General features: G+C 62.2%; 18 protein-coding genes and 2 pseudogenes. 4 read left to right on the plus strand and 16 right to left on the minus strand.

Annotation, left to right across the window (positions count from 1 at the left end; all coding sequences use genetic code 11):
- Positions 1-208 precede the first annotated feature (208 nt).
- The gene (locus IVB42_RS03300) at positions 209-1,204 is read left to right on the plus strand and encodes an FAD-dependent monooxygenase (protein WP_247469757.1); all 996 of its coding nucleotides are present in this window, start codon (positions 209-211) and stop codon (positions 1,202-1,204) included.
- Between the two features lie 339 nt (positions 1,205-1,543).
- Here IVB42_RS03300 and IVB42_RS03305 read toward each other — a convergent pair whose 3' ends face one another.
- From IVB42_RS03305 to IVB42_RS03325, 5 genes are all read right to left on the minus strand, one after another.
- Positions 1,544-2,407: a methyltransferase domain-containing protein gene (locus IVB42_RS03305; RefSeq protein WP_247368796.1), complete on the minus strand. Its 864-nt coding sequence runs from the start codon at positions 2,405-2,407 to the stop codon at positions 1,544-1,546.
- 93 nt (positions 2,408-2,500) lie between these two features.
- The gene (locus tag IVB42_RS03310) at positions 2,501-3,427 is read right to left on the minus strand and encodes an NmrA family NAD(P)-binding protein (protein WP_247368799.1); all 927 of its coding nucleotides are present in this window, start codon (positions 3,425-3,427) and stop codon (positions 2,501-2,503) included.
- Between the two features lie 196 nt (positions 3,428-3,623).
- Complete coding sequence (locus tag IVB42_RS03315; protein WP_247368801.1) at positions 3,624-4,379, minus strand: alpha/beta fold hydrolase; 756 nt, start codon at positions 4,377-4,379, stop codon at positions 3,624-3,626.
- Positions 4,380-4,512: 133 nt separating this feature from the next.
- Complete coding sequence (locus IVB42_RS03320) at positions 4,513-5,544, minus strand: alpha/beta hydrolase (protein ID WP_247469748.1); 1,032 nt, start codon at positions 5,542-5,544, stop codon at positions 4,513-4,515.
- Between the two features lie 29 nt (positions 5,545-5,573).
- The gene (locus IVB42_RS03325) at positions 5,574-6,467 is read right to left on the minus strand and encodes an NAD(P)/FAD-dependent oxidoreductase (protein WP_247469749.1); all 894 of its coding nucleotides are present in this window, start codon (positions 6,465-6,467) and stop codon (positions 5,574-5,576) included.
- A 114-nt stretch (positions 6,468-6,581) separates the two neighbouring features.
- On the opposite strand from IVB42_RS03325, the gene IVB42_RS03330 reads away from it, so the two are divergent.
- Entirely contained in the window at positions 6,582-7,226 is a 645-nt protein-coding gene (locus IVB42_RS03330) for a TetR/AcrR family transcriptional regulator (protein ID WP_247368810.1), read from the plus strand.
- Between the two features lie 64 nt (positions 7,227-7,290).
- Positions 7,291-8,115, plus strand: coding sequence for a ribonuclease HII (locus tag IVB42_RS03335; protein WP_247368814.1), 825 nt, complete (start codon positions 7,291-7,293; stop codon positions 8,113-8,115).
- A 31-nt stretch (positions 8,116-8,146) separates the two neighbouring features.
- Here the strand turns inward: IVB42_RS03335 and ligD are convergent, their stop codons facing one another.
- From ligD to IVB42_RS03380, 9 genes and pseudogenes are all read right to left on the minus strand, one after another.
- Positions 8,147-9,094: a non-homologous end-joining DNA ligase gene (ligD, locus tag IVB42_RS03340; protein WP_247368817.1), complete on the minus strand. Its 948-nt coding sequence runs from the start codon at positions 9,092-9,094 to the stop codon at positions 8,147-8,149.
- 11 nt (positions 9,095-9,105) lie between these two features.
- Positions 9,106-9,633: an MOSC domain-containing protein gene (locus tag IVB42_RS03345; RefSeq protein ID WP_245288432.1), complete on the minus strand. Its 528-nt coding sequence runs from the start codon at positions 9,631-9,633 to the stop codon at positions 9,106-9,108.
- A gap of 35 nt (positions 9,634-9,668) precedes the next feature.
- Entirely contained in the window at positions 9,669-11,351 is a 1,683-nt protein-coding gene (locus IVB42_RS03350) for a DNA polymerase/3'-5' exonuclease PolX (RefSeq protein ID WP_247368819.1), read from the minus strand.
- Positions 11,352-11,558, minus strand: a complete 207-nt coding sequence (locus IVB42_RS03355) for a hypothetical protein (protein ID WP_247395842.1) — start codon at positions 11,556-11,558, stop codon at positions 11,352-11,354.
- Between the two features lie 263 nt (positions 11,559-11,821).
- Positions 11,822-12,160, minus strand: coding sequence for a hypothetical protein (locus IVB42_RS03360; protein ID WP_346659039.1), 339 nt, complete (start codon positions 12,158-12,160; stop codon positions 11,822-11,824).
- A gap of 63 nt (positions 12,161-12,223) precedes the next feature.
- Complete coding sequence (locus IVB42_RS03365; RefSeq protein ID WP_247368824.1) at positions 12,224-12,487, minus strand: GlsB/YeaQ/YmgE family stress response membrane protein; 264 nt, start codon at positions 12,485-12,487, stop codon at positions 12,224-12,226.
- A gap of 22 nt (positions 12,488-12,509) precedes the next feature.
- Positions 12,510-12,968: a YidB family protein gene (locus IVB42_RS03370; RefSeq protein ID WP_247368825.1), complete on the minus strand. Its 459-nt coding sequence runs from the start codon at positions 12,966-12,968 to the stop codon at positions 12,510-12,512.
- A 73-nt stretch (positions 12,969-13,041) separates the two neighbouring features.
- A pseudogene (locus tag IVB42_RS03375) lies at positions 13,042-13,661 on the minus strand (hypothetical protein).
- Positions 13,662-13,689: 28 nt separating this feature from the next.
- On the minus strand, positions 13,690-14,010 hold the full coding sequence (locus IVB42_RS03380) for a hypothetical protein (RefSeq protein ID WP_247368853.1): 321 nt from the start codon (positions 14,008-14,010) through the stop codon (positions 13,690-13,692).
- 472 nt (positions 14,011-14,482) lie between these two features.
- On the opposite strand from IVB42_RS03380, the gene IVB42_RS03385 reads away from it, so the two are divergent.
- The gene (locus IVB42_RS03385; protein ID WP_085357347.1) at positions 14,483-14,713 is read left to right on the plus strand and encodes a hypothetical protein; all 231 of its coding nucleotides are present in this window, start codon (positions 14,483-14,485) and stop codon (positions 14,711-14,713) included.
- A 307-nt stretch (positions 14,714-15,020) separates the two neighbouring features.
- Here IVB42_RS03385 and IVB42_RS03390 read toward each other — a convergent pair whose 3' ends face one another.
- Both IVB42_RS03390 and IVB42_RS03395 read right to left on the minus strand, forming a co-directional pair.
- Positions 15,021-15,197 carry a hypothetical protein gene (locus IVB42_RS03390; RefSeq protein ID WP_247469751.1) on the minus strand — a complete coding sequence of 59 codons (177 nt, stop codon included), beginning with the start codon at positions 15,195-15,197 and terminating at the stop codon, positions 15,021-15,023.
- Positions 15,190-17,361, minus strand: a pseudogene (locus IVB42_RS03395) (PAS domain S-box protein). The gene IVB42_RS03390 and the pseudogene IVB42_RS03395 overlap by 8 nt, the downstream one beginning before the upstream one ends.
- Positions 17,362-17,624: the final 263 nt, after the last annotated feature.

A 17,624-nucleotide genomic window follows, 5' to 3' on the forward strand; every position in this document is an offset into this window, starting at 1 on the left:
GACGAGATGGTCCTTCGAATATCACACGAGCGAACGCACCCGCACCCCCTCCATCGACGAGATCGCACGCACCCTAGTCATTGCGGAGAAATTCACCCACCTCGCCGAGGGCGAGCACGAAACCTATCCTGGCACGCTCGGTGCGCTATGGGGCGTGTGTCTTGCCGACGCTGTTCGCGCACAATCTCACAAGCCGAGCGCATTGCTCATGCTCGATGCATATTCGGGAGAGCAGCTCGCCGCCGTTCCCTTTGATGAGACGTTCAGGGCGCGGTTTGACGAACCTTATGTCGCGATCCATCGCGTCGACTTGCACAACATTCTCCTGGATGCCTGCCGGAAGCTCCCGAACGTTCGCTTGGATCAATCGATCGCAGTGTCGAGCTTTGAAGACCTGGGGGACAGGGTCAGCGTGCTCACCGCCGAAGCGGGGATCATCGAAGGCGCTGCTCTGATTGGCGCCGACGGCTTGCGGTCCGTGATCCGTTCTCAAATGCATCCGCAGGATCAGCCGCGTCTGCTGGGCTATGTGGCGCACCGGACCATTGTTCCGATCAAATCGGTTCCCGATATTGTTCGATGCGACGAAGTCGTCCTATGGGTCGGTCCGGCCTTTCATATCATCTACTATCCGCTGCGGAATGGCACCGAGCTCAACATCGTCGCGGTGTTCAAGACGGATACCTACGCCCAGAAGAACGATCCCGTAGCCCACAAGGCCGAGCTCCAGAAAACCTACAAGGATACGCATCCGGAGATGCAGGTGGTCCTGGGATTGATGGATCTGTCCAGGCGCTGGCCACTTGCCGACCGCAATCCCATCCGGCAATGGGCCAGAGGTCGCGTCACGCTGCTTGGCGATTCCGCGCACGCGACCTTGCAGTCGCTCGCGCAAGGTGCCGGCCTGGCGATCGAGGACGCCGTCTATCTCGCCGCACTGCTCGAAGTGACAGGCGGTGACGTAATCACTGCATTTCAGCGATTTCAGCACGACCGCGTCATTCGGACTTCAAGGGTTCAGCTCGAATCCCGCGCGCTCTGGGACATATATCATGCCGAGGACGCGATCGCGCGCGATGTAAGGCGCCAACAATATCAGGAGCGCACCGCCGAAGATTATTACCGGTGTTTGAACTGGCTATGGCAGCCGATCGCGATACCAAGCCGTGAATATCAGCTTCAACCGATCGGCGAGCGCGCTTAGCTTCGATGGTCGAACATCTGGGCGCACCCATCAAACGACTTTGACGCAAATCTCGAAGCTCACCGCGGCGACTTCGAAGCTCCATTTCCATGGACGTTCGCAACCTTCCCGTTGGGGAGTGTTGGCCTCATCCAGGCTCTTCCGGGCAGGTACAAGAGCGTCAGGAAGCTCGCGACGAACAAGCCGCCCATCATGGTGATCGCCATCGGGCGATTAGCCAACTAATAACTCTCTACTCTCCGAGCCGAGACCGCCGGCGAATACGCCCTTATCTGGTCCCGCTGACCGGTCAAAGACGCCCCCCTCCACCGAGCAGGGCGTCTCCCCTGCTAATCGCTATCAGCTTGCCGGATTGCGCGCCGTGACGATCCACGCCGCGCTGTCGATCGTCACCGACCGCTCGCCGGCGCGGCCCGCGAAAGCGGCACGAACCGCGGCCGAGGCGCGGGCGCGGATGCCGTCGGGCTGATCAGCGAGCGCGCGCGACAGCGGGCCGACCTCGAACGTCATCTTCACCGCGTCGTCGATCGCCGCGTCCCGCGTCGCGCCCTCGCCAAACGGGAGGGAAGCATCGAAGGGCGCGATAGCGATATCGGTGAAGCCTGCCGCCGTCAGGATCCGAGCCACCCGCCCCCGGTCGCCGAACGAGAATGGGCCGGGCACTTCGGGATCGGGCGGCGCCGTCAGCGGGACGATGCCTTTGATCGCGTCCATCGGCAATCGCACCCAATCGTTCTCGGCCGCACCACGCCAGCAGACGAAAGCGACCCGCCCGCCCGGCTTGAGCGCACGGCGCATATGAGCGAACGCCGCCGTAGGATCGTCAAAGAACATCACCCCGAAACGCGAGAACAGGATGTCGAACGCGCCCTCGGGCAGCTCGGCTCTGCCAGCGTCGGCCACCCGGAACAGGGCCGGCGTATCCGGTGGCGCAAGCGCGCGCGCTCGGCCGATCAGCGGTTCGGATATGTCCACGCCCAGCACATGGCCCCCCGCGCCGACGCGGGCGGCCAGAGCCAGACTCGACGCGCCCGCGCCGCAGCCGATGTCCAGCACGCGTTCGCCCGTGGCGGGTGCTGCGGCTTCGATCGCGGCCTGGCCGAACACCGCCACCCTGGCATCGAGCCGGGCCTGGTGGGCGACCCAGCGCTCCCCGCTTTGGCCATTCCAGTCGGCGACCTGATCGGCATTGTGCTGTGCCATGACATGTCCTTGTTCTGGCCCGGTCACTGGAAGCAGTGGCGACCGCCGGGGACTTCCGAGACGATGCAGTTCATCCGGCCTTTAAGCGAAAGATTACGGCTTGCGCGCGTCTGCCTTCTGAAAGTCGTCCCGATGCGCGCGCACAAAGTCCTCGATCGACATCGGGGACACACCGGTCAGCAGCTTCACATCGTCCGAGGATCGGTCGTATCGGCCGTCCCGGTGCAGCAGTGCCATCGATTCCAAGTGCGCGACCACGTGTGCGGATGCGCCAATGGATCGCAGGATCTCCAGCCACGGTTCCATCGGAATGTTCATGTACGTGATTGGACGCCCCAAGACTCTTGTGAAATCTTCGGCGACCTCGCGAAGAGTCTCCGCACGGGGACCGGTCAGCTCGTAAACCTTTCCAAGGTGAGACTCGGGATTCGCCAACACCTCTGTCACGCACCGCGCAACATCGTGGGCGGCGATTGGCGACGTCTTTCCCTCTCCGAAGGGCAACATCAGCGCGTCCTGAGCGGTGACCGTCGGAACGGCAAATCGCCAGAAGAACGCGTCCATGAAGGCGGTCGGACGCATCGTGACCACCGGCAAACCGCTCCACTGCAAGACCTGCTCGGCCAGCCAGTGCTGCTTGTGCTGCGGGCTGCGGGCGGTCTCGCGGATGCTCATCTCCGAAACCGTCATCTGCGACATGTTGACGAATGCTTCGACGCCATGGTGCCGGGCAACGGCCGCCACGTTCGTCGTAGCCTCGAGATACCTCTCGTTGACCGACATGCTGAAGTACAGGCGCTTGCAGCCATCGACGGCGCGGTGCACCGCGTCCAGGTCGAGCAGATCTCCGACGATCACCTCGGCACCGAGTGCCCTCAGAGATTCCGCCCGGCCGTCATCCTGGCGGACCATGGCGCGCACCTTCAGCCCACGCTCCAGCAGAAACTTCGTCACGCTCGGTCCGATCGCTCCAACTTGGCCAGCGGCACCGGTGACAAGGATGGGATGGGAGTGTTTCATGTCAATGTTTCCTTCAGAGCGATACCGGCGCTCCCGCCGGTGATGAGAGTGGTGTGACCGAACAACTTCACTGGCGACTCTTGGAATTGGAGTTCAATTGGTTGCCGGGGCTGCTCGAGGCCGACCGCCTAGGATCGAGAAGTGCCCGCGGACGTGACGATCGCGTCTCGGCTGTGCCGTTTCTGCTCGGCGCGACTCACGACGCCACCATGTCGGCGTGAATCGCCTCGACGACCGCGGCGGGGTGGGTCAGCGGGATCATGTGTGCAGCGCCGGGGACAACGACTGTGCGGGCGTCGAACGCTCCCGCGAGCAGACGGCTCACCGACCGCGGAGCGGCCGACGTCCGCTCGCCGACGAGCACCAAGGTCGGCACCGCGGTCGAGGTGAACTCGGCGAGCGTGGTCCGATCGGCTGCGCTGGCGGTCATCTCGAGCCTTAGCCGCGGTGCGAGCCGTGTAACCAGCGCACGCCCCTTCTCGCCCAGCGCGTTCCACGCGCCGGCGCCGCTCCAGTGCTCCACCAGCAGGCAGGCGGCCGCACCGTGATCCGGCCACGCGCGCATGAACCGATCGCAGAGGGTCTGCCCCTCGCGCAGGGCGTCTTCCTCCCCGGGCACGCGCAGCACGCTGACGACCACAGGATCGATCAACGTGAGCCGCGCCACGCGAGACCCGACGGCCAGCCGCAGGTGAAGTCCGAAAAATGCCCCGAGCGAGTGGGTGACGAGGTGGAACGCACCGACGCCCTGCATGTCGAGCCAGCCGCGCAGGTGGGAAACCTCGTCCTTTGGCTGCCACGCCTCGCTCGGTGTCGGCGACCGTCCGTAGCCGAGCATGTCGGGTGCCAACGCCCTGGCGCCGCGCGCCTCAAGACCCATGCGGACCGCGGCCCAGGAGTGGGAGCCGGTGGCGGAGCCATGGAGAAGCACAATGGGAAGGTCGTCGGTCATCGGAGATCCTTAGTCGGAGTGGCGCCGGGTGTACTGCGGGGTCAGCAGGCCAGTCGGTTTTCCGTGACACCGGCCCGGAAACCCATTTTTCTTTGTGCGCGAGTTGGGCGACGGCGCGAGGCCGCCCGGCACCTTAACCGCGCCAGGCTTGCGGAACCTTCGCACCCAGCCAGTGCGCGAGGCTTGCATTGACCTCGACAGGCTTTTCTTGTGCCATCCAGTGCCCTGAGGAGATCCTCTCGATCGTGAGATCGCGGCAAAGCTTCTTCATCGGTTCGGTCAAAGGCGAGTTCACGCAGTCGCACGTATAGTCATATTCCGCCTCCAGAAAGAGGACAGGCATATCGAGATGGCCGTCATTCAATGCCTCGAGTGCATAGCGAGCGTTGGCTGCATGATTCATGTACAGGGAGGCCGTGCCGTAAAAGCTCGTTCGCTCGTAGGCGGAGACATAGGCATGCAGGTCGCGCTCGGTGATGATCTGCTCATCACGAGGAACGTTCGGAGCGACGCCCTTTCCGCCGAACCAGCCTCCATCTCGGCGAATCTGGGACGACACCGCCGGCTTGCCTTTCCCATCGGGATTGCCCGCACGAAACAGCGTCTTGAAGGTTGCTGCGACGTTCGCCTCCATGGCGCTGGTGGCTTTCTCGAAATGCTCTTCGTAGAAGCGCTGGTACTCCCAGTTGCCGAACGGATATTCGCTTTGCGGGTACAGATCGCGGTTGACCAGCCCGGCGAGCACATCAAGTCCCCGCTCGAACGTGGCATAGGGTATGCACAGGTTGGCGACCGCGAGGCAACGGTCCGGATGGTGGCTGGCGATGTTCCAGACGACCACCGCTCCCCAATCGTGCCCTACCCAGATCGCCTTTTCCTTACCGAGGGAGTCGAGCAACTCGATCATGTCGGCGACGAGTTCGCGCTGGGCGTAGGCGTCGTGCGTGCTGTAGAGCGAGGACCTTCCATGCCCCCGCAAGTCCGGTGCGATCGCCCGAAAGCCGAGCGCACCGAAGATTGGAAGCTGATGCCGCCAGCTCAATGCAAGTTCTGGCCAGCCATGGACGAAGATGATCGGCGTGCCTTGGCTCGGGCCGCTTGCAAAATAGAAAGTGCTGTTGCGTGAACTGTGAAAGGTGTTCTCTGTAACTTGAACCGGCGACATCGGGGAGCGCTCCTCTCTGAACTGTGCGCTCAAACCAGCATCGACTGCTGGGCGAAGATACCCGCCATCGCGCCTTGCCATGATGCCGTGGTGACCGAGGGCAAGAAGGGCGTGGTGAGGTCGCCGGCGGCGTAGATGCCGGGCGTGCTGGTTTGGCGGCGCTCGTCGACCTTGAGGGCGATGCCGACGGGCGTATCCACCGTGGCGAGGCCCAGTGATTCATGCAGGCTTGCGGACGGCTTGTTGCGCGGATGGGCGAACAGGATGTCGACTGCGACATTGCGGCCGGTATCGAGATTGACGGTGGCGATATGACCCTTGTGATGGGCGATCTCGGTGATCCGGCCATCAACGACCGGTATTTTGCGGCGCGCCAGATCGGCCTGGATATCGGGCGGAATGTCGTGACCATCGGCAAAGAGAGTCAACTTGTCGGTCCAATCGAGGAACAGCCTAGCCTGATTGTGCGACTGTGGGCCGGACCAGACGAGGCCCCAATGCTGGCCGGCGACTTCAAAGCCGTCGCAATAGGGGCAGGGCACGATTGACGTGCCCCAGCTTTCGGCAAAGCCCGGAACATCAGACATCTGGTCGGCGACGCCATAGCTCAGGATCAAACGACGCGCCCCAAAGCTTTCACCATCGCCAGTGAGGACGTTGAAATCGTCGATGGCGCCGGAGACGCTGTCGGCCCGGGCACCGACCAGCCTGATCGTGGGATAACGCGCCAGCTGCTGCCGCGCCTCGGCCAGGATGTCCAGCGGTGGCTTGTGATCGTGGCCGAGCAGACCATGCGAGTGGTGGGCAAAGCGGTTTCGCGGCAGGCCGGTATCGAGAACGGTGACCTTGCGGCGGGCTCGGCCGAGTTGCAGGGCGCCGGCGAGACCGGCAAAGCTGCCGCCGATGATGATGACGTCATCCATGGTGATGGGCTCCGTTGGAGGACAGGTTGAAACCCACCCATTGGCTTGCACATTTTAGATACTATATGGTATCGTAATGCAAGAATTAGAGTACTGTCAAGTACTGGAATTGTGGTGACCGAAAACAGACAGGGGCGGCGCGGCCGGCCCGCCAACGAGGCGCTTGGCCAAACGATCCTCGACGCCGCGCGCGAACTCTTTGTGGAATTGGGTTTTCAAGCGACGACATTGGACAAGGTCGCCCAGCGGGCGAAGATATCCAAGCTCAGCATCTACAGGCACTTCGAGAACAAGGAGGCGCTGTTCAGCGCGGCCATCGCGGCCGGCTGCCATCAGTTTACACAGGCCCTTTTTGCAGGCGTCGAAGGTTCGGCCGAAGATCAGCTCATGGCCGTGGGATCATCCCTGCTTCGCACGCTATTGAGATCAGACGTCCGCAATGTCGAAGCCATGATCATGGCCGACACGGCGAATCAAAAGTCGTTAAGCAAGCTCCATTACGAAGCCCGCCCCGCGCATGTCATCGCCCAAATCGAGGCCCTGTTGCGTCAGTTGCACGCGAAGGCGCTTCTGAATGTGCCCGATCCTCTCCGGTCCGCCCGCTTGTTTGCCGCGCTTTTCAAAGGATCCGATCTCCTGATGATCGCACGCTTCGATCAGGCGAGAGCAGAGGACGACAACGAAATCGATTCCTATTGCCGGTCGGCCGTCGCCATGTTCATCGCCGCGCACGCTGGCAACGACCACGCGGGCGGATAACTTCAGACAATCGCCACAAAGTTCACGGACACGCTGCCCACAGTCAGTCTTCACGAAGCCCGCTATGTCCCAATATTCACTCGATGTATTGCGCCAGCGCTACGTCGTCGAGAAAAGGCCGCTCGAGGCCGCCGTCGAGCAGATCTTACGGGCCGACACCCGCCCGGGAGCCCGTGCCATCCTTGCTTCAGTCGATAAACGGCGTTTTGAAAACAGGTCCGAAGGGCAACGCCTGCGGAAGATGCTCCGCTTCGAGACCTCTCTCTGGGAAAGCGGCCATCATGCCGTGGCAGGCGTGGACGAGGCGGGAATGAGCCCTCTCGCCGGTCCAGTCTCCGCCGGCGCCGTGATCCTGAAACCCGGCACGCGGATAGTCGGGATCGACGATTCGAAAAAGCTCGACGCCGCGGCTCGCGAAGAACTCGCGAAGGAGATCAAGGCAAAGGCAGAGAGTTGGTGTGTGGCGTTCGTCGAGGTCGAGGAGATCGACGCGATCAACATCTATTGGGCGGGCATCCAGGCCATGCAGCGCGCGGTCCGGGGGCTGGGGTTGGCGCCGCAACACCTGCTGATCGACGCAAAGCGGTTGAAGGAAATCGATATCCCTCAGCAAGCCATCATCAAAGGCGACGCCAAGTCCGCCAGCATCGCCGCTGCCTCCATCCTCGCGAAAGTCGAGCGCGACACGGTCATGCGGATGCTCGAGGTGCGCCACCCCGGCTACGGCTTCGCGGATCACAAGGGCTACCCGGTGCCGGCTCATTATCAGGCGCTCGCCAGGCTTGGTGCATGCGCAGCTCACCGGCGGTCGTTCGGACCAGTACGCAAGGCCCTCGGACTGCCGCCCTTGCCGCCGTGGCCTTCGGCATCCGAGCGCACCGCTGGTTGAACTCCTGGGGTCCACGTTTCGTCTCGGCGTACTATTTTCGCGGCCATTTCTGTTCGCGAACGACGTCCTTGGCCAATTTGTCCGGCCTCAGGCCGAGATAGACTGGCTGGCGCAGCTCGCCCTTGCTGGTCCACTCGGCGAACTTCACTTCCGCGACCAACGAACGACGGACCCAAGTGGTGACTTGCTCATCCTTCACCTTGGCGGGGAACGGGGACTTGCCTGTCTTGAGCTTCACGAGCTTGCCGTGAAGCTCTTCGAGAACCTGGTGACTGAAGCCGGTGCCGACGTGGCCGATGTACCGCCATGCGTCGCCTTCGCGTACCGCCAGCACGAGGGCGCCGAAGAATGGCCGGGTTCGCCGCGGCGCCGTGAAGCCGGCGATCACGACCTCCTGCCGCTGCGCCGTTTTCACCTTCAGCCAATCGGCGGTCCGGCGTCCGGACGCGTATGGGCTATCGGCGCGCTTGGCCATAATTCCTTCGAGATGCCTCCGCTCGGCTTCTGCAAAAAACTTCGTTCCCTTGCCTTTGCGGTGGTTGCTGAACGCGAGCAGCTTGTGGCGCGGCAAGATCGCCTTTAGCCGCTTCTTGCGCTCGAGGAGTGGCAGCGCGCGTAGATCCTCGCCCCCCGCGAACATGAGGTCGAACGCGCAGTACAAGAGCTTGGCCTCGTGGCGCAAGGCGTTCTGGAGCAACTGGAAATGGGATGCGCCGTCCTTGCCGATCGCGACGAGCTCGCCATCGATCACGGCGTCCGCCTTCACGCCCTCGAGCGCCTTCGCGACCTCCAGGTAGGAGTGGCTGATGATCTTTCCATTGCGGCTGTAGAGCGCGACCCGACCACGCCGGATTTCCGAGACCATGCGGAAACCATCGAATTTGTCCTCGAAGACCCAATCGGGATCGTCGAACGGCGCATCCGTCAACGTGGCCAGCATGGGCTGCAGGCGATATGGCAGGGTCGATTTGCGAGCCATGGTTGGACTTTCTACACGGCCGGCAGAGGCCGAAACGAGGAGGACGGAAGGCGAGCCCGCGCGGTATCACCAGCCGCGACCATCCCGCCTGCCCGTACCACGCCCAAAACCCCGGATTTGAACGGAGGGCCCGTTTCCGCCGACGAGAGCACCTGTTGCTTAAGGCCGAGCTGGAAGCGGTCGATCAGAACGCAAGGCGTCCGGAGGCCGGTCAGTTCTACGATCGCGGTGCCTCCGAGCTCAATGAGCGTCCCGAGCGGCATCCACTCGAGGGCCAAGCCGGCGGTGCTGATGTTCTCGCCGAGGTCGCCGGCGCCGACCTTGAAGCCGGCTTTAAGTAGCGTCGCGAAGAGTTCGGACGGGATCAGGTGAACCTGCCGGAGATTGGGCAGGCGTGGCCGGCGGCGGGCAAGGTAACGGTGCCGGACGAATGGGCCTGCGTGGGCGTCGCCTTGGACGCCGTGGCCTTCCACCAGCACGATCCGATCCTGAGGGGGCTTGCTGAAGTGGTGACCGCGATCGGCCGCAACTGCGACCACTGTGCCCTCCAAGGAGAGCGGGTGCGGCTTCGGCATCAGGCGGCCCGGGCGAATGAGCGCCGCTTCTGGCGGAGGTAGCGCGTGATTTCCGGAAGAGGCATCGCGTTGAGGACGCGGTCGGCGGGGACACCGCCCTTGCGCGCCATCTGGACGCCCCAGTGCATGTGGTCGAGCTCGGGGATCGAGTGCGCGTCGGGATTGATGCTCAGCATGCAGCCGAACTCCAGCGCCGCCTGGTGCCAGCGCCAATCCAGGTCGAGGCGCCATGGATGGGCGTTGATCTCGACGACGACGTCGTGCCTCGCGCAAGCGCGCAACACCTTTTCGACGTCGATTTCGTAGCCTGGCCGCCGCTGCAGCTGGCGCCCGGTCATATGGCCGATGATGGTGGTGTGAGGATTGGCGATGGCCCGAAGCAGGCGCTGCGTCTGGGCCTTGCGGTCGAGTTTGAATCGGCCGTGGATGCTTGCGACCACGAAGTCGAAGCGCTGCAGCACGTCGTCCGCATAGTCCAGCGAGCCGTCGGCCAGAATGTCTGACTCGATGCCTTTGAGGATCCGGAAATCCTTGCCGAAGCGCTTGTTCAACCGGTCAGCGTCCCGGTGCTGCTGCGCGATCTCTTCCTCCGAGAGACCGCCCGCGTAGTGCGCGGACTTGGAATGGTCGGCGACCCCGAAATACTCGAAGCCGCGCTGGCGCGTGGCCTTGGCCATCGTCTCCAATCTCTCTGTGCCGTCGGAGGCATCGGTGTGGCAATGAAGGATTCCGCGCAGGTCCTTGTCGGTGACGAGCTTCGGCAACTTGCCCTTCAGGGCCAGCTCGACCTCGCCGCGGCCCTCACGGAGTTCAGGATCGATGAAGGGCAGACCGAGGGCACTATAGATCTCGGCCTCGTCGCCGGCGATCAGGGTGCGACCCTTGTGCAACCCGTCGGTCTCCAGTCGCATTCCTTTCTCGCTGGCTATCGCCCGGAGCTGCTCAATGTGAGCGGCAGAGCCGGTGGCGAAGAGAAGGGCGGCGCCGAAGTGTTTGCGATCGGACAGGCGGATCTGCAATCCGTCCGTCACGGAGGCCTTCGACGTCTTGTCGGCCTTGGAAGCCTCGGCAACAATCGTGAGGTCGCCCACTAATTCGCAGCCGCGGCGGAAGTCGCCCGCGATCGTCACGCGCTTGAGCTCCGGCCCGGCCTTGCGGAGCGAGTCCTTGGCGTGCGCGAGCAGGACGGCGGCACGGTGCAGATGGAGGCGACCTTCTCCGCTTTTCGCGATGGCCAGGTTCTGCAGGATCTTAGTCTGCAGCGTAGGGCCCAGCCCTTTGGCCTTCTTGATGCGGTCGTCCTTGGCGGCGGCCTCCAATTCCGCGAGAGACGTGATGTCGAGGTCCTGGTAGAGGCGCAGAACCTTCTCGGGGCGGAGACCAGGCACGGCGAGCATCTCGAGCACCCCCTCCGGAATCTCCTTCCGGAGCTTCTCAAGGCTCGGATGAGTGCCGCTCTTGTGAAGCTTGGTGATCATCTCGGCGATCGCCTCGCCGACGCCGGGGATTTCGGTAAGCCGGTCTTCGGCGATGAGCACGTGCAGAGGGACGGCAAGGGCCGCCAGGCTGTCGGCGGCCCGAGAATACGCTTTTGCCCTATAGGGATTGCCGCCACGCAGGGCGGTGCGCTGAGCGTACTCTCGCAGGAGACTTGCTACAGCTCGAGCGTCGACGGAAGCCACTCAACGAGCCTCCCGTTCCGCGTCTTGCCGCGCCGCCGGACCAAAGCGACTTTGTGGGGGCGGCACGTCATCGGGCCGACGCTCAAGGGACCTCTCGAGCTTCTGCGCTGCCCGGAAGTCCTCGAGATGCTGCGTGTTCGGACCGTAGACGGCCTCTTTCTTGAGCAGATTGTAAATTCGTCCGGCCGCGAGCTGCAGATGCTTCATCCTACCCTGCGGCATCGATCGGGCCTTGCAAAGAGCCCGGACAGCGTAGGCGCGGAAGTAGTCAAAAGCGTCCGACATGATCCCGGTAAACGCCTACTCTCGCCTTTAGTTCTGTCGGCATCGTGAGGCCCGCAAGCTGTCGGGCCTGCATTTGGGCGTGTACTCAAAAGCTCAACTTCAGCCATCCGTTCGCTCTTGACCGGAGCGGATCGAAAGCAGCTGCAACATTCGTTTGCGACCGCCCCCGTTCGAGCGCTCAAACGTCACGTTTTCGGACTTGGCTGCGGAGTGGGGAGATTTTGGGGAGGCTGAGAAGGTGTGGGACTACTCTGCTGCTGAAGCGCCGCGGGGTCGCCGCCCGCATGAGGAACGCACGTACCGATGTTGCTGAGCAGGCGTTTGGCCTGGAGGTCGCGCACCTTCGTGTATTCGCGTCGTCGCTCGATATTGGCCGCGGCCCATCGGTCCCACGCCTCGAAAGCGTCCGTGTAGTGCTTTCGCATCTGCTCCTCGGCGGCAAGGCAATCGGCAAACTTGTCGAAAACCAGGTCGGTGTTGACCGGGGTCATACCTCCTACCAGGACAACAAGCATCCATTTCATCTTGCCAATCACCTTTTCACACCGGGCATTCACCGCTAACGCGAAGAATTCCGTTCACGGTGGTTAGATGGCCCGGCGGCTGCGACCGGCCACAAAACCGTAGACGAGAAGCACGATGATGGCGCCTACGACTGCCCCCACTAGCCCCGCGCCTTCTCCTGGCCGGTACCAGCCGAGAGCCTGACCAAGATAGGTCGCAACGAACGCGCCCACTATTCCCAGGATCGTGGTCAGGATGAAACCCGATGGCTCGTTGTCCCCGGGCATGATGAACTTCGCGATGATGCCTGCGATGAAGCCGATAATGATCGTCCAGATAATGCCCATGTCTCTCTCTCGATCGCTGTGATTATCCCGCGGATTGCGCCGGAAGACGTCCGTCCGGCGTGTATTTGTCCACCGCTGCCGGAAGCTCTCGCGACAATCGGTCGAGAATCTCCTGCTGAGACAGGCCGGTCTGCTGCTGCAGCTTTTGAAGAACGTCCGGACCGATAGCCTGCTGGAGTTCGGGCGGGGTGACTTCGCGGTTTGGCCCCTGATTGATCCAGGATTGGGCCGCATCGCCCTGCCCGTTCTGCTTGAAGTGCTCGAGCAACTCGCCGATCCCGCTGTTCAGGAGCGAACCCACTCCGCCGCCTCCCACAAGGCCGCCAAGATTGCCGAGCATGCCGCCCAGGGAATCTTTGGCACCCGACGGCTGACCCGAGGTAGCATTGCGAAACAGGTCGGCCAGCTTGTCCCGATTTTGATAACCGGCGATTGCGAGCATACCCAAGAGGGCGGTCATCGATGGCATTCCGCGACTCATATTCGGCTCCTCAGTTCGACGATTGTAACCGTGCAACAAAAGGGCGGCCCACCTAGGCGGGCCGCCGGCTAATTCATCGCACTCCGGTGCCGTAGAGCTGCCGTTCTCTCCGGACCTCCTCCGCGCCATAAGGCTGGGCGGATGGATCGTAATTCTTCCACCCGGCCTTCTGCCAGGCTGCGCTCCGGTCGCGCAGATTGACTGCAGACTGGTTCAGGATCGCTTCGTATCGCGCGCGGTCCGCGTCTGGCACACGCGCCGAAACCAGCGTGCCGCCGCGCCTCACACCTTCCGCATAGAGCGGAGCTTCCTCATCGGATACGCCGGCCTGCGTCAGCGCCCCGACGACTCCGCCCGTCGCGCCGCCTGCAACGGCACCGAGCGCGGTCGACGCGAGCCATCCCGCCGCGACGACCGGACCCAGGCCGGGGATAGCCAACAAACCAAGGCCAGCGAGCAAGCCAGCAGCACCGCCGAGGCCTGCGCCCACGCCTGCTCCCGTTGCCGCACCTTCCGCCCGATCGTCCACTCCATCGCCATCGCGATCGACCTTCTTGTCGGTGCTGTACCAGTTGTCGGAATTGTTCGCGACGATGCTCAGATTCGAATGTGGCACACCCGCAGCCTCCAGGCTTGTCACCGCGCGCTGCGCATCGGAATAGTTGTTTAGAGACGTGAAATCGTAACGGTCATCTTGAATCCCTCTCAATTTTGCTGCGCGTTATTTCGCCGCGTTCACGTTGCCCTGGAAATCCAGACTGACATCGGTCGAGGTGCCGCCTTTACTGGCCTTTCCGCGCCAAACGCCGTTGTCGTCCTTCTTGAGGGATGTGACGTTGGTGTAGCCCGCGTCCTCGATCTTCGACTTGGCCTGGCCCTCGGTGAAACTGTTTGCGCCAGCGACCGGTTTGTTGGAATTTTTCTGATCGGAACTGTTGACCGCATTGTTGTTGGGCCGCTCGGTTGCCGGCGGATTTTGCGCAAACGACGGACCCGCCAGAAGCGAGGCAGCCGATAGCAGAAGAAGAAGTTTCTTGTTCAGGTCGTCCTCCCGTAGTTGCAGGGCACAACCTACGCTGGGCTGAGAAGTTCCAAGTTTTCCCGGTCGGTCGGCTTGGATTCGGGATCTAAAAGCATGTAGGACAACCCGGCAGGGTCGCCGCTGGCTGAGCTAGGCCATTCGGTTGTGGCCGAAGCCGGTGATCTGGTCTCCGCCCTAGAGCACGCCAATACCACCAATTTCGATTTCGCTGTGCTGGACGTCTTGCTTGGCCGCACCAGTAGTGAGCCAGTTGCCCAAGTCCTCGCTCGACGCAACGTCCCGTTCGTTTTCGCGAGCGGGTATGGAGCCGACGGAGTACCCGCCCGATTTCAGGAGCGACCGCTCCTCACCAAACCTTTCCAACTAGATCAACTCAATGGGTGTATCGCCAAGCTGTTGGATCGGACCTGAAGGCGGAACGGCGAACAGGCCCAGAAGTTACGGAAGTACCTTATAAGCAGAGGTATTCGTGATGCCGCGCTACTACTTCAATGTTACTCACGAACACACGGAGATTGACCGTGTCGGCGAGGAGTTGCCCGACAAACATGCAGCCTGGAAAGAGGCGACTGTGATGGCCGGTCAGACGTTGCAGGGCATTGACGGAAAGCTGGGGCCTGGGCGGGAGTGGCGGATGGAAGTTACAGACGAATTCCGAAACACTCTCTTCGTCCTGCACATCAATGCCGAAAAACCTGAGTGACGGTCGTAGATTGGTCAGAAGAACGGCCAGCTTGATGGACCCTCGAAGCTTACCCTCGCAGCAAAGGGGATTGTAAGGACCGGTGCGGATCTTGCCGGTACGAGGATGCTTCAGACGCCCTAGGGAGGCGGCAGAAGCGTTTGCAATTTATCGCTCAACTGGTCGACGGAGAAGGGCTTCCCGATCGCGGGGGCATTCCTGAACTCCTCCTCGAAGGCAGGCCCGCCGTAGCCGGTGCTGAAGAGAAAAGGAATACTCCGCGCGCGCAGGATCCGAGCCGCCGGGAAGACAAGCTCTCCAGCCAGATTTACATCAAGGAGCGCGACATCGATGATGCGGTCGTCGCAAGCTGGCAGGCCTTTTTCAGATGGGCAGCCGAGGCAACGACCTTCAATCCCAGTTCCTCGAGCATGTCTTCGATCATGAGCGCCACCAATCCTTCGTCTTCGACGAGAAGAACCCTGGAGCCCGACATTTCAGCCATTGGATGCTGGGACCCTAACGGGAAAGGCAATGCTGCAGCTAGTGCCCTCCGGCTCGAACACCAGTTCGAACTCTCCGGCAAGGTCGTGTTCTATGCAGCGCTCCATCAGCCGTGTGCCGAACCCTCGCCGCTTGGGCGGCACAACAGGGGGCCCCCTCGTTCGCGCCATTCGCATTCGAGCATGCCTTTCGACTGTTCGCCGTCGACGATCCTCCAGGTGAGCGACACGGATCCACCCCGCGCGGAGAGTGCGCCATATTTGGCGGCATTTGTCAGAAGCTCATTGAGCACCATGGTGAGACTCAGGGCCGTACGCGGGTCGAGATCGACGTGCGGTCCGCCTGCCACGACGCGCCCGCCCGACACCGGAGCGACGATATCGTGGACTAGCTTTTCGAAAGGGGCATCTTGCCAATTCCGCGTCGTGAGAAGGTCATGCGCGCGGGCCAACGCAAGTAGCCTTCCCGTGAAGGTGGGCAGAAACTCTTCCAGATCGGCAGCATGGCGGGCAGTCTGGCTCGCCAGCGACTGCACCGTGGCGAGCGTGTTTTTCGATCGGTGGTTCAATTCGTCGATAAGAACCTTTTGGGCGTTCTCGGCCTGCTTGCGCTCGCTGATATCGACGAGCATGTTGATGGCGCCGACAATTTTCCGTCCGCGTTGCGCAGCGGCGTGGGATAGGGAATGAAAGGCACACGTCTGCCGTCTGGACGCTCGGCAACAGCCTCGGCACCGCGAACCGGGCGGTTCTCGCGTAGAGCCCCCGCCATCGGACATTCATTGTGTGGGAGGGGCGAGCCGTCGGGCCAGTAAAGCTTCCAGGTTACACACCATTCGTCGCCGGGCTGGGGGGTTCTGCGGCCATTTCGACCGCTGCCCGATTGAAGAAATTGATGCGACCCTCAGCATCAGTCGTGTAGATTGCGGCGGGCAATGCCTCAAGGAGGTCACGCATGCGCTGCTCGCCTTCGCGCAAAACGATCCTCCAACTGTTTGGCGGTGGTGACGTCCTGGGCAACACGGACGCCGTAAAGGAAGTGGCCGTCCGAATCGCGCACCGATGAACTGAAAATATCGAGATGGCGCATGGAGTCGTCAGGTCGCAATACGCGCTTGCGGGTGGTGTAATTCTCGATGTCGCCTTGGACTTGCTGCGCATAGAGCTCAGCGTCATCCGCCTGATCATCCGGATCGGTGTAATCCAGGAAGGTCATTCCAAGCAATTGCTCGCGCGAACGCCCGGTGATGCGGCATATGGAATCATTCACGCGCAAGAAGCGCCCGTTCTCGTCTGTCTCGGAGATGCCGACGCTCGCAGCCTCATAGGTCGCCGCGAGACGGGCTTCACTGGCTCGTCGAGCCTCTTCGGCAGCATGAAGTTTAGAGACGTCGATGGTGAAGCAGCGTGTATTAACGAACTTGCCATCCACGAAGCGGCTGTTCGATGTAATCAGCACATGCTTCACCGACCCATCGCGCGCCCGCAGCCGCGCGAGATAGCGATCGAGCGGTTCGCCGCATGAAAGGCGCTGTAGGATGTCACCGATCACCGGAGCGTCGGCATGAAACTCCGCGATATGGCGGCCAATGTACTCCTCGGGTCTGTACCCGAGCATGTCCAGTTCGGCTTTGTTGGCTCGGAGAACAATACCGCTGACGATATGGAGACCTACGGCTCCATTCTCGAAGAAGTCCTCCGGGTCCTGCTTCGTCCGGCGGACTTCCTCCTCGATCTGCTTGCGTCCCGTGATGTCCTGGAAGCAGTTGATCGCACCTTGGATGCGGCCGGAGCGGTCGCGCAACGCTCGGATGTTGACCAAAGCGGTGAAGCGGGAGCCATCGGGTCGCGCCATGATGATTTCGACATTGCGCGCGGGCGTCCCCTTCTGGACGGCGCCATGGCGCAGTCGCTGTGGGCGAGCGGCGTTCCATCGAGGAGATAAAGCTGATGGGAACCGCAGAAGCGCTCCTTCTTGGCCATATCGGGCATCCGGCCCCACAGCTCAACCGCCTCACTGTTGTAGGCGACGAGAAGTCCCTCTGCATCGCAGAGGTATACCGCCCCAGGAATGGCGTCGAGTGCGGCGTGACCGGCCGCGACCAGCGCCTCGAACTCCGTCGACTGACGACGGGCAGAGACCGGAAAATCCTCAACATTGGACATGAAAGCATCTCTCGGGGCGAGAGGAGCGAAGGCCCACCACACCGGCCAACTGTTCGAAAAGGAATATGGACAGCTCCCCCGCTGGACCGCCGAACAAGCCCTAACGTCGGAGGCGACGGTAGTTCCCTAACTTTCAGCGGTTTTGTCGATGCGCCCAAGATCGCGGATTGCGGGTAGACCGTCGCTGTTCCGGACGGATCGGATGTTGGACTGCGACCCTAGTTTCCTCAGCGAAAGGTTAACCTTCCGCACCGCAGGGGTCT

Origin of the sequence: Bradyrhizobium sp. 45 (assembly GCF_023073155.1) — a bacterium.
In the GTDB taxonomy this organism is placed as follows: Bacteria; Pseudomonadota; Alphaproteobacteria; order Rhizobiales; family Xanthobacteraceae; genus Bradyrhizobium; species Bradyrhizobium canariense_D.

Coding starts and splice junctions, on each gene's coding strand:
- IVB42_RS03300 (WP_247469757.1), top strand. CDS start 209: ATGCTCGATGCATATTCGGGAGAGCAGCTCGCCGCCGTTCCCTTTGAT.
- IVB42_RS03305 (WP_247368796.1), bottom strand. CDS start 2,407: ATGGCACAGCACAATGCCGATCAGGTCGCCGACTGGAATGGCCAAAGC.
- IVB42_RS03310 (WP_247368799.1), bottom strand. CDS start 3,427: ATGAAACACTCCCATCCCATCCTTGTCACCGGTGCCGCTGGCCAAGTT.
- IVB42_RS03315 (WP_247368801.1), bottom strand. CDS start 4,379: ATGACCGACGACCTTCCCATTGTGCTTCTCCATGGCTCCGCCACCGGC.
- IVB42_RS03320 (WP_247469748.1), bottom strand. CDS start 5,544: ATGTCGCCGGTTCAAGTTACAGAGAACACCTTTCACAGTTCACGCAAC.
- IVB42_RS03325 (WP_247469749.1), bottom strand. CDS start 6,467: ATGGATGACGTCATCATCATCGGCGGCAGCTTTGCCGGTCTCGCCGGC.
- IVB42_RS03335 (WP_247368814.1), top strand. CDS start 7,291: ATGTCCCAATATTCACTCGATGTATTGCGCCAGCGCTACGTCGTCGAG.
- ligD (WP_247368817.1), bottom strand. CDS start 9,094: ATGGCTCGCAAATCGACCCTGCCATATCGCCTGCAGCCCATGCTGGCC.
- IVB42_RS03355 (WP_247395842.1), bottom strand. CDS start 11,558: ATGAAGCATCTGCAGCTCGCGGCCGGACGAATTTACAATCTGCTCAAG.
- IVB42_RS03360 (WP_346659039.1), bottom strand. CDS start 12,160: ATGAAATGGATGCTTGTTGTCCTGGTAGGAGGTATGACCCCGGTCAAC.
- IVB42_RS03365 (WP_247368824.1), bottom strand. CDS start 12,487: ATGGGCATTATCTGGACGATCATTATCGGCTTCATCGCAGGCATCATC.
- IVB42_RS03370 (WP_247368825.1), bottom strand. CDS start 12,968: ATGAGTCGCGGAATGCCATCGATGACCGCCCTCTTGGGTATGCTCGCA.
- IVB42_RS03385 (WP_085357347.1), top strand. CDS start 14,483: ATGCCGCGCTACTACTTCAATGTTACTCACGAACACACGGAGATTGAC.
- IVB42_RS03390 (WP_247469751.1), bottom strand. CDS start 15,197: ATGGCTGAAATGTCGGGCTCCAGGGTTCTTCTCGTCGAAGACGAAGGA.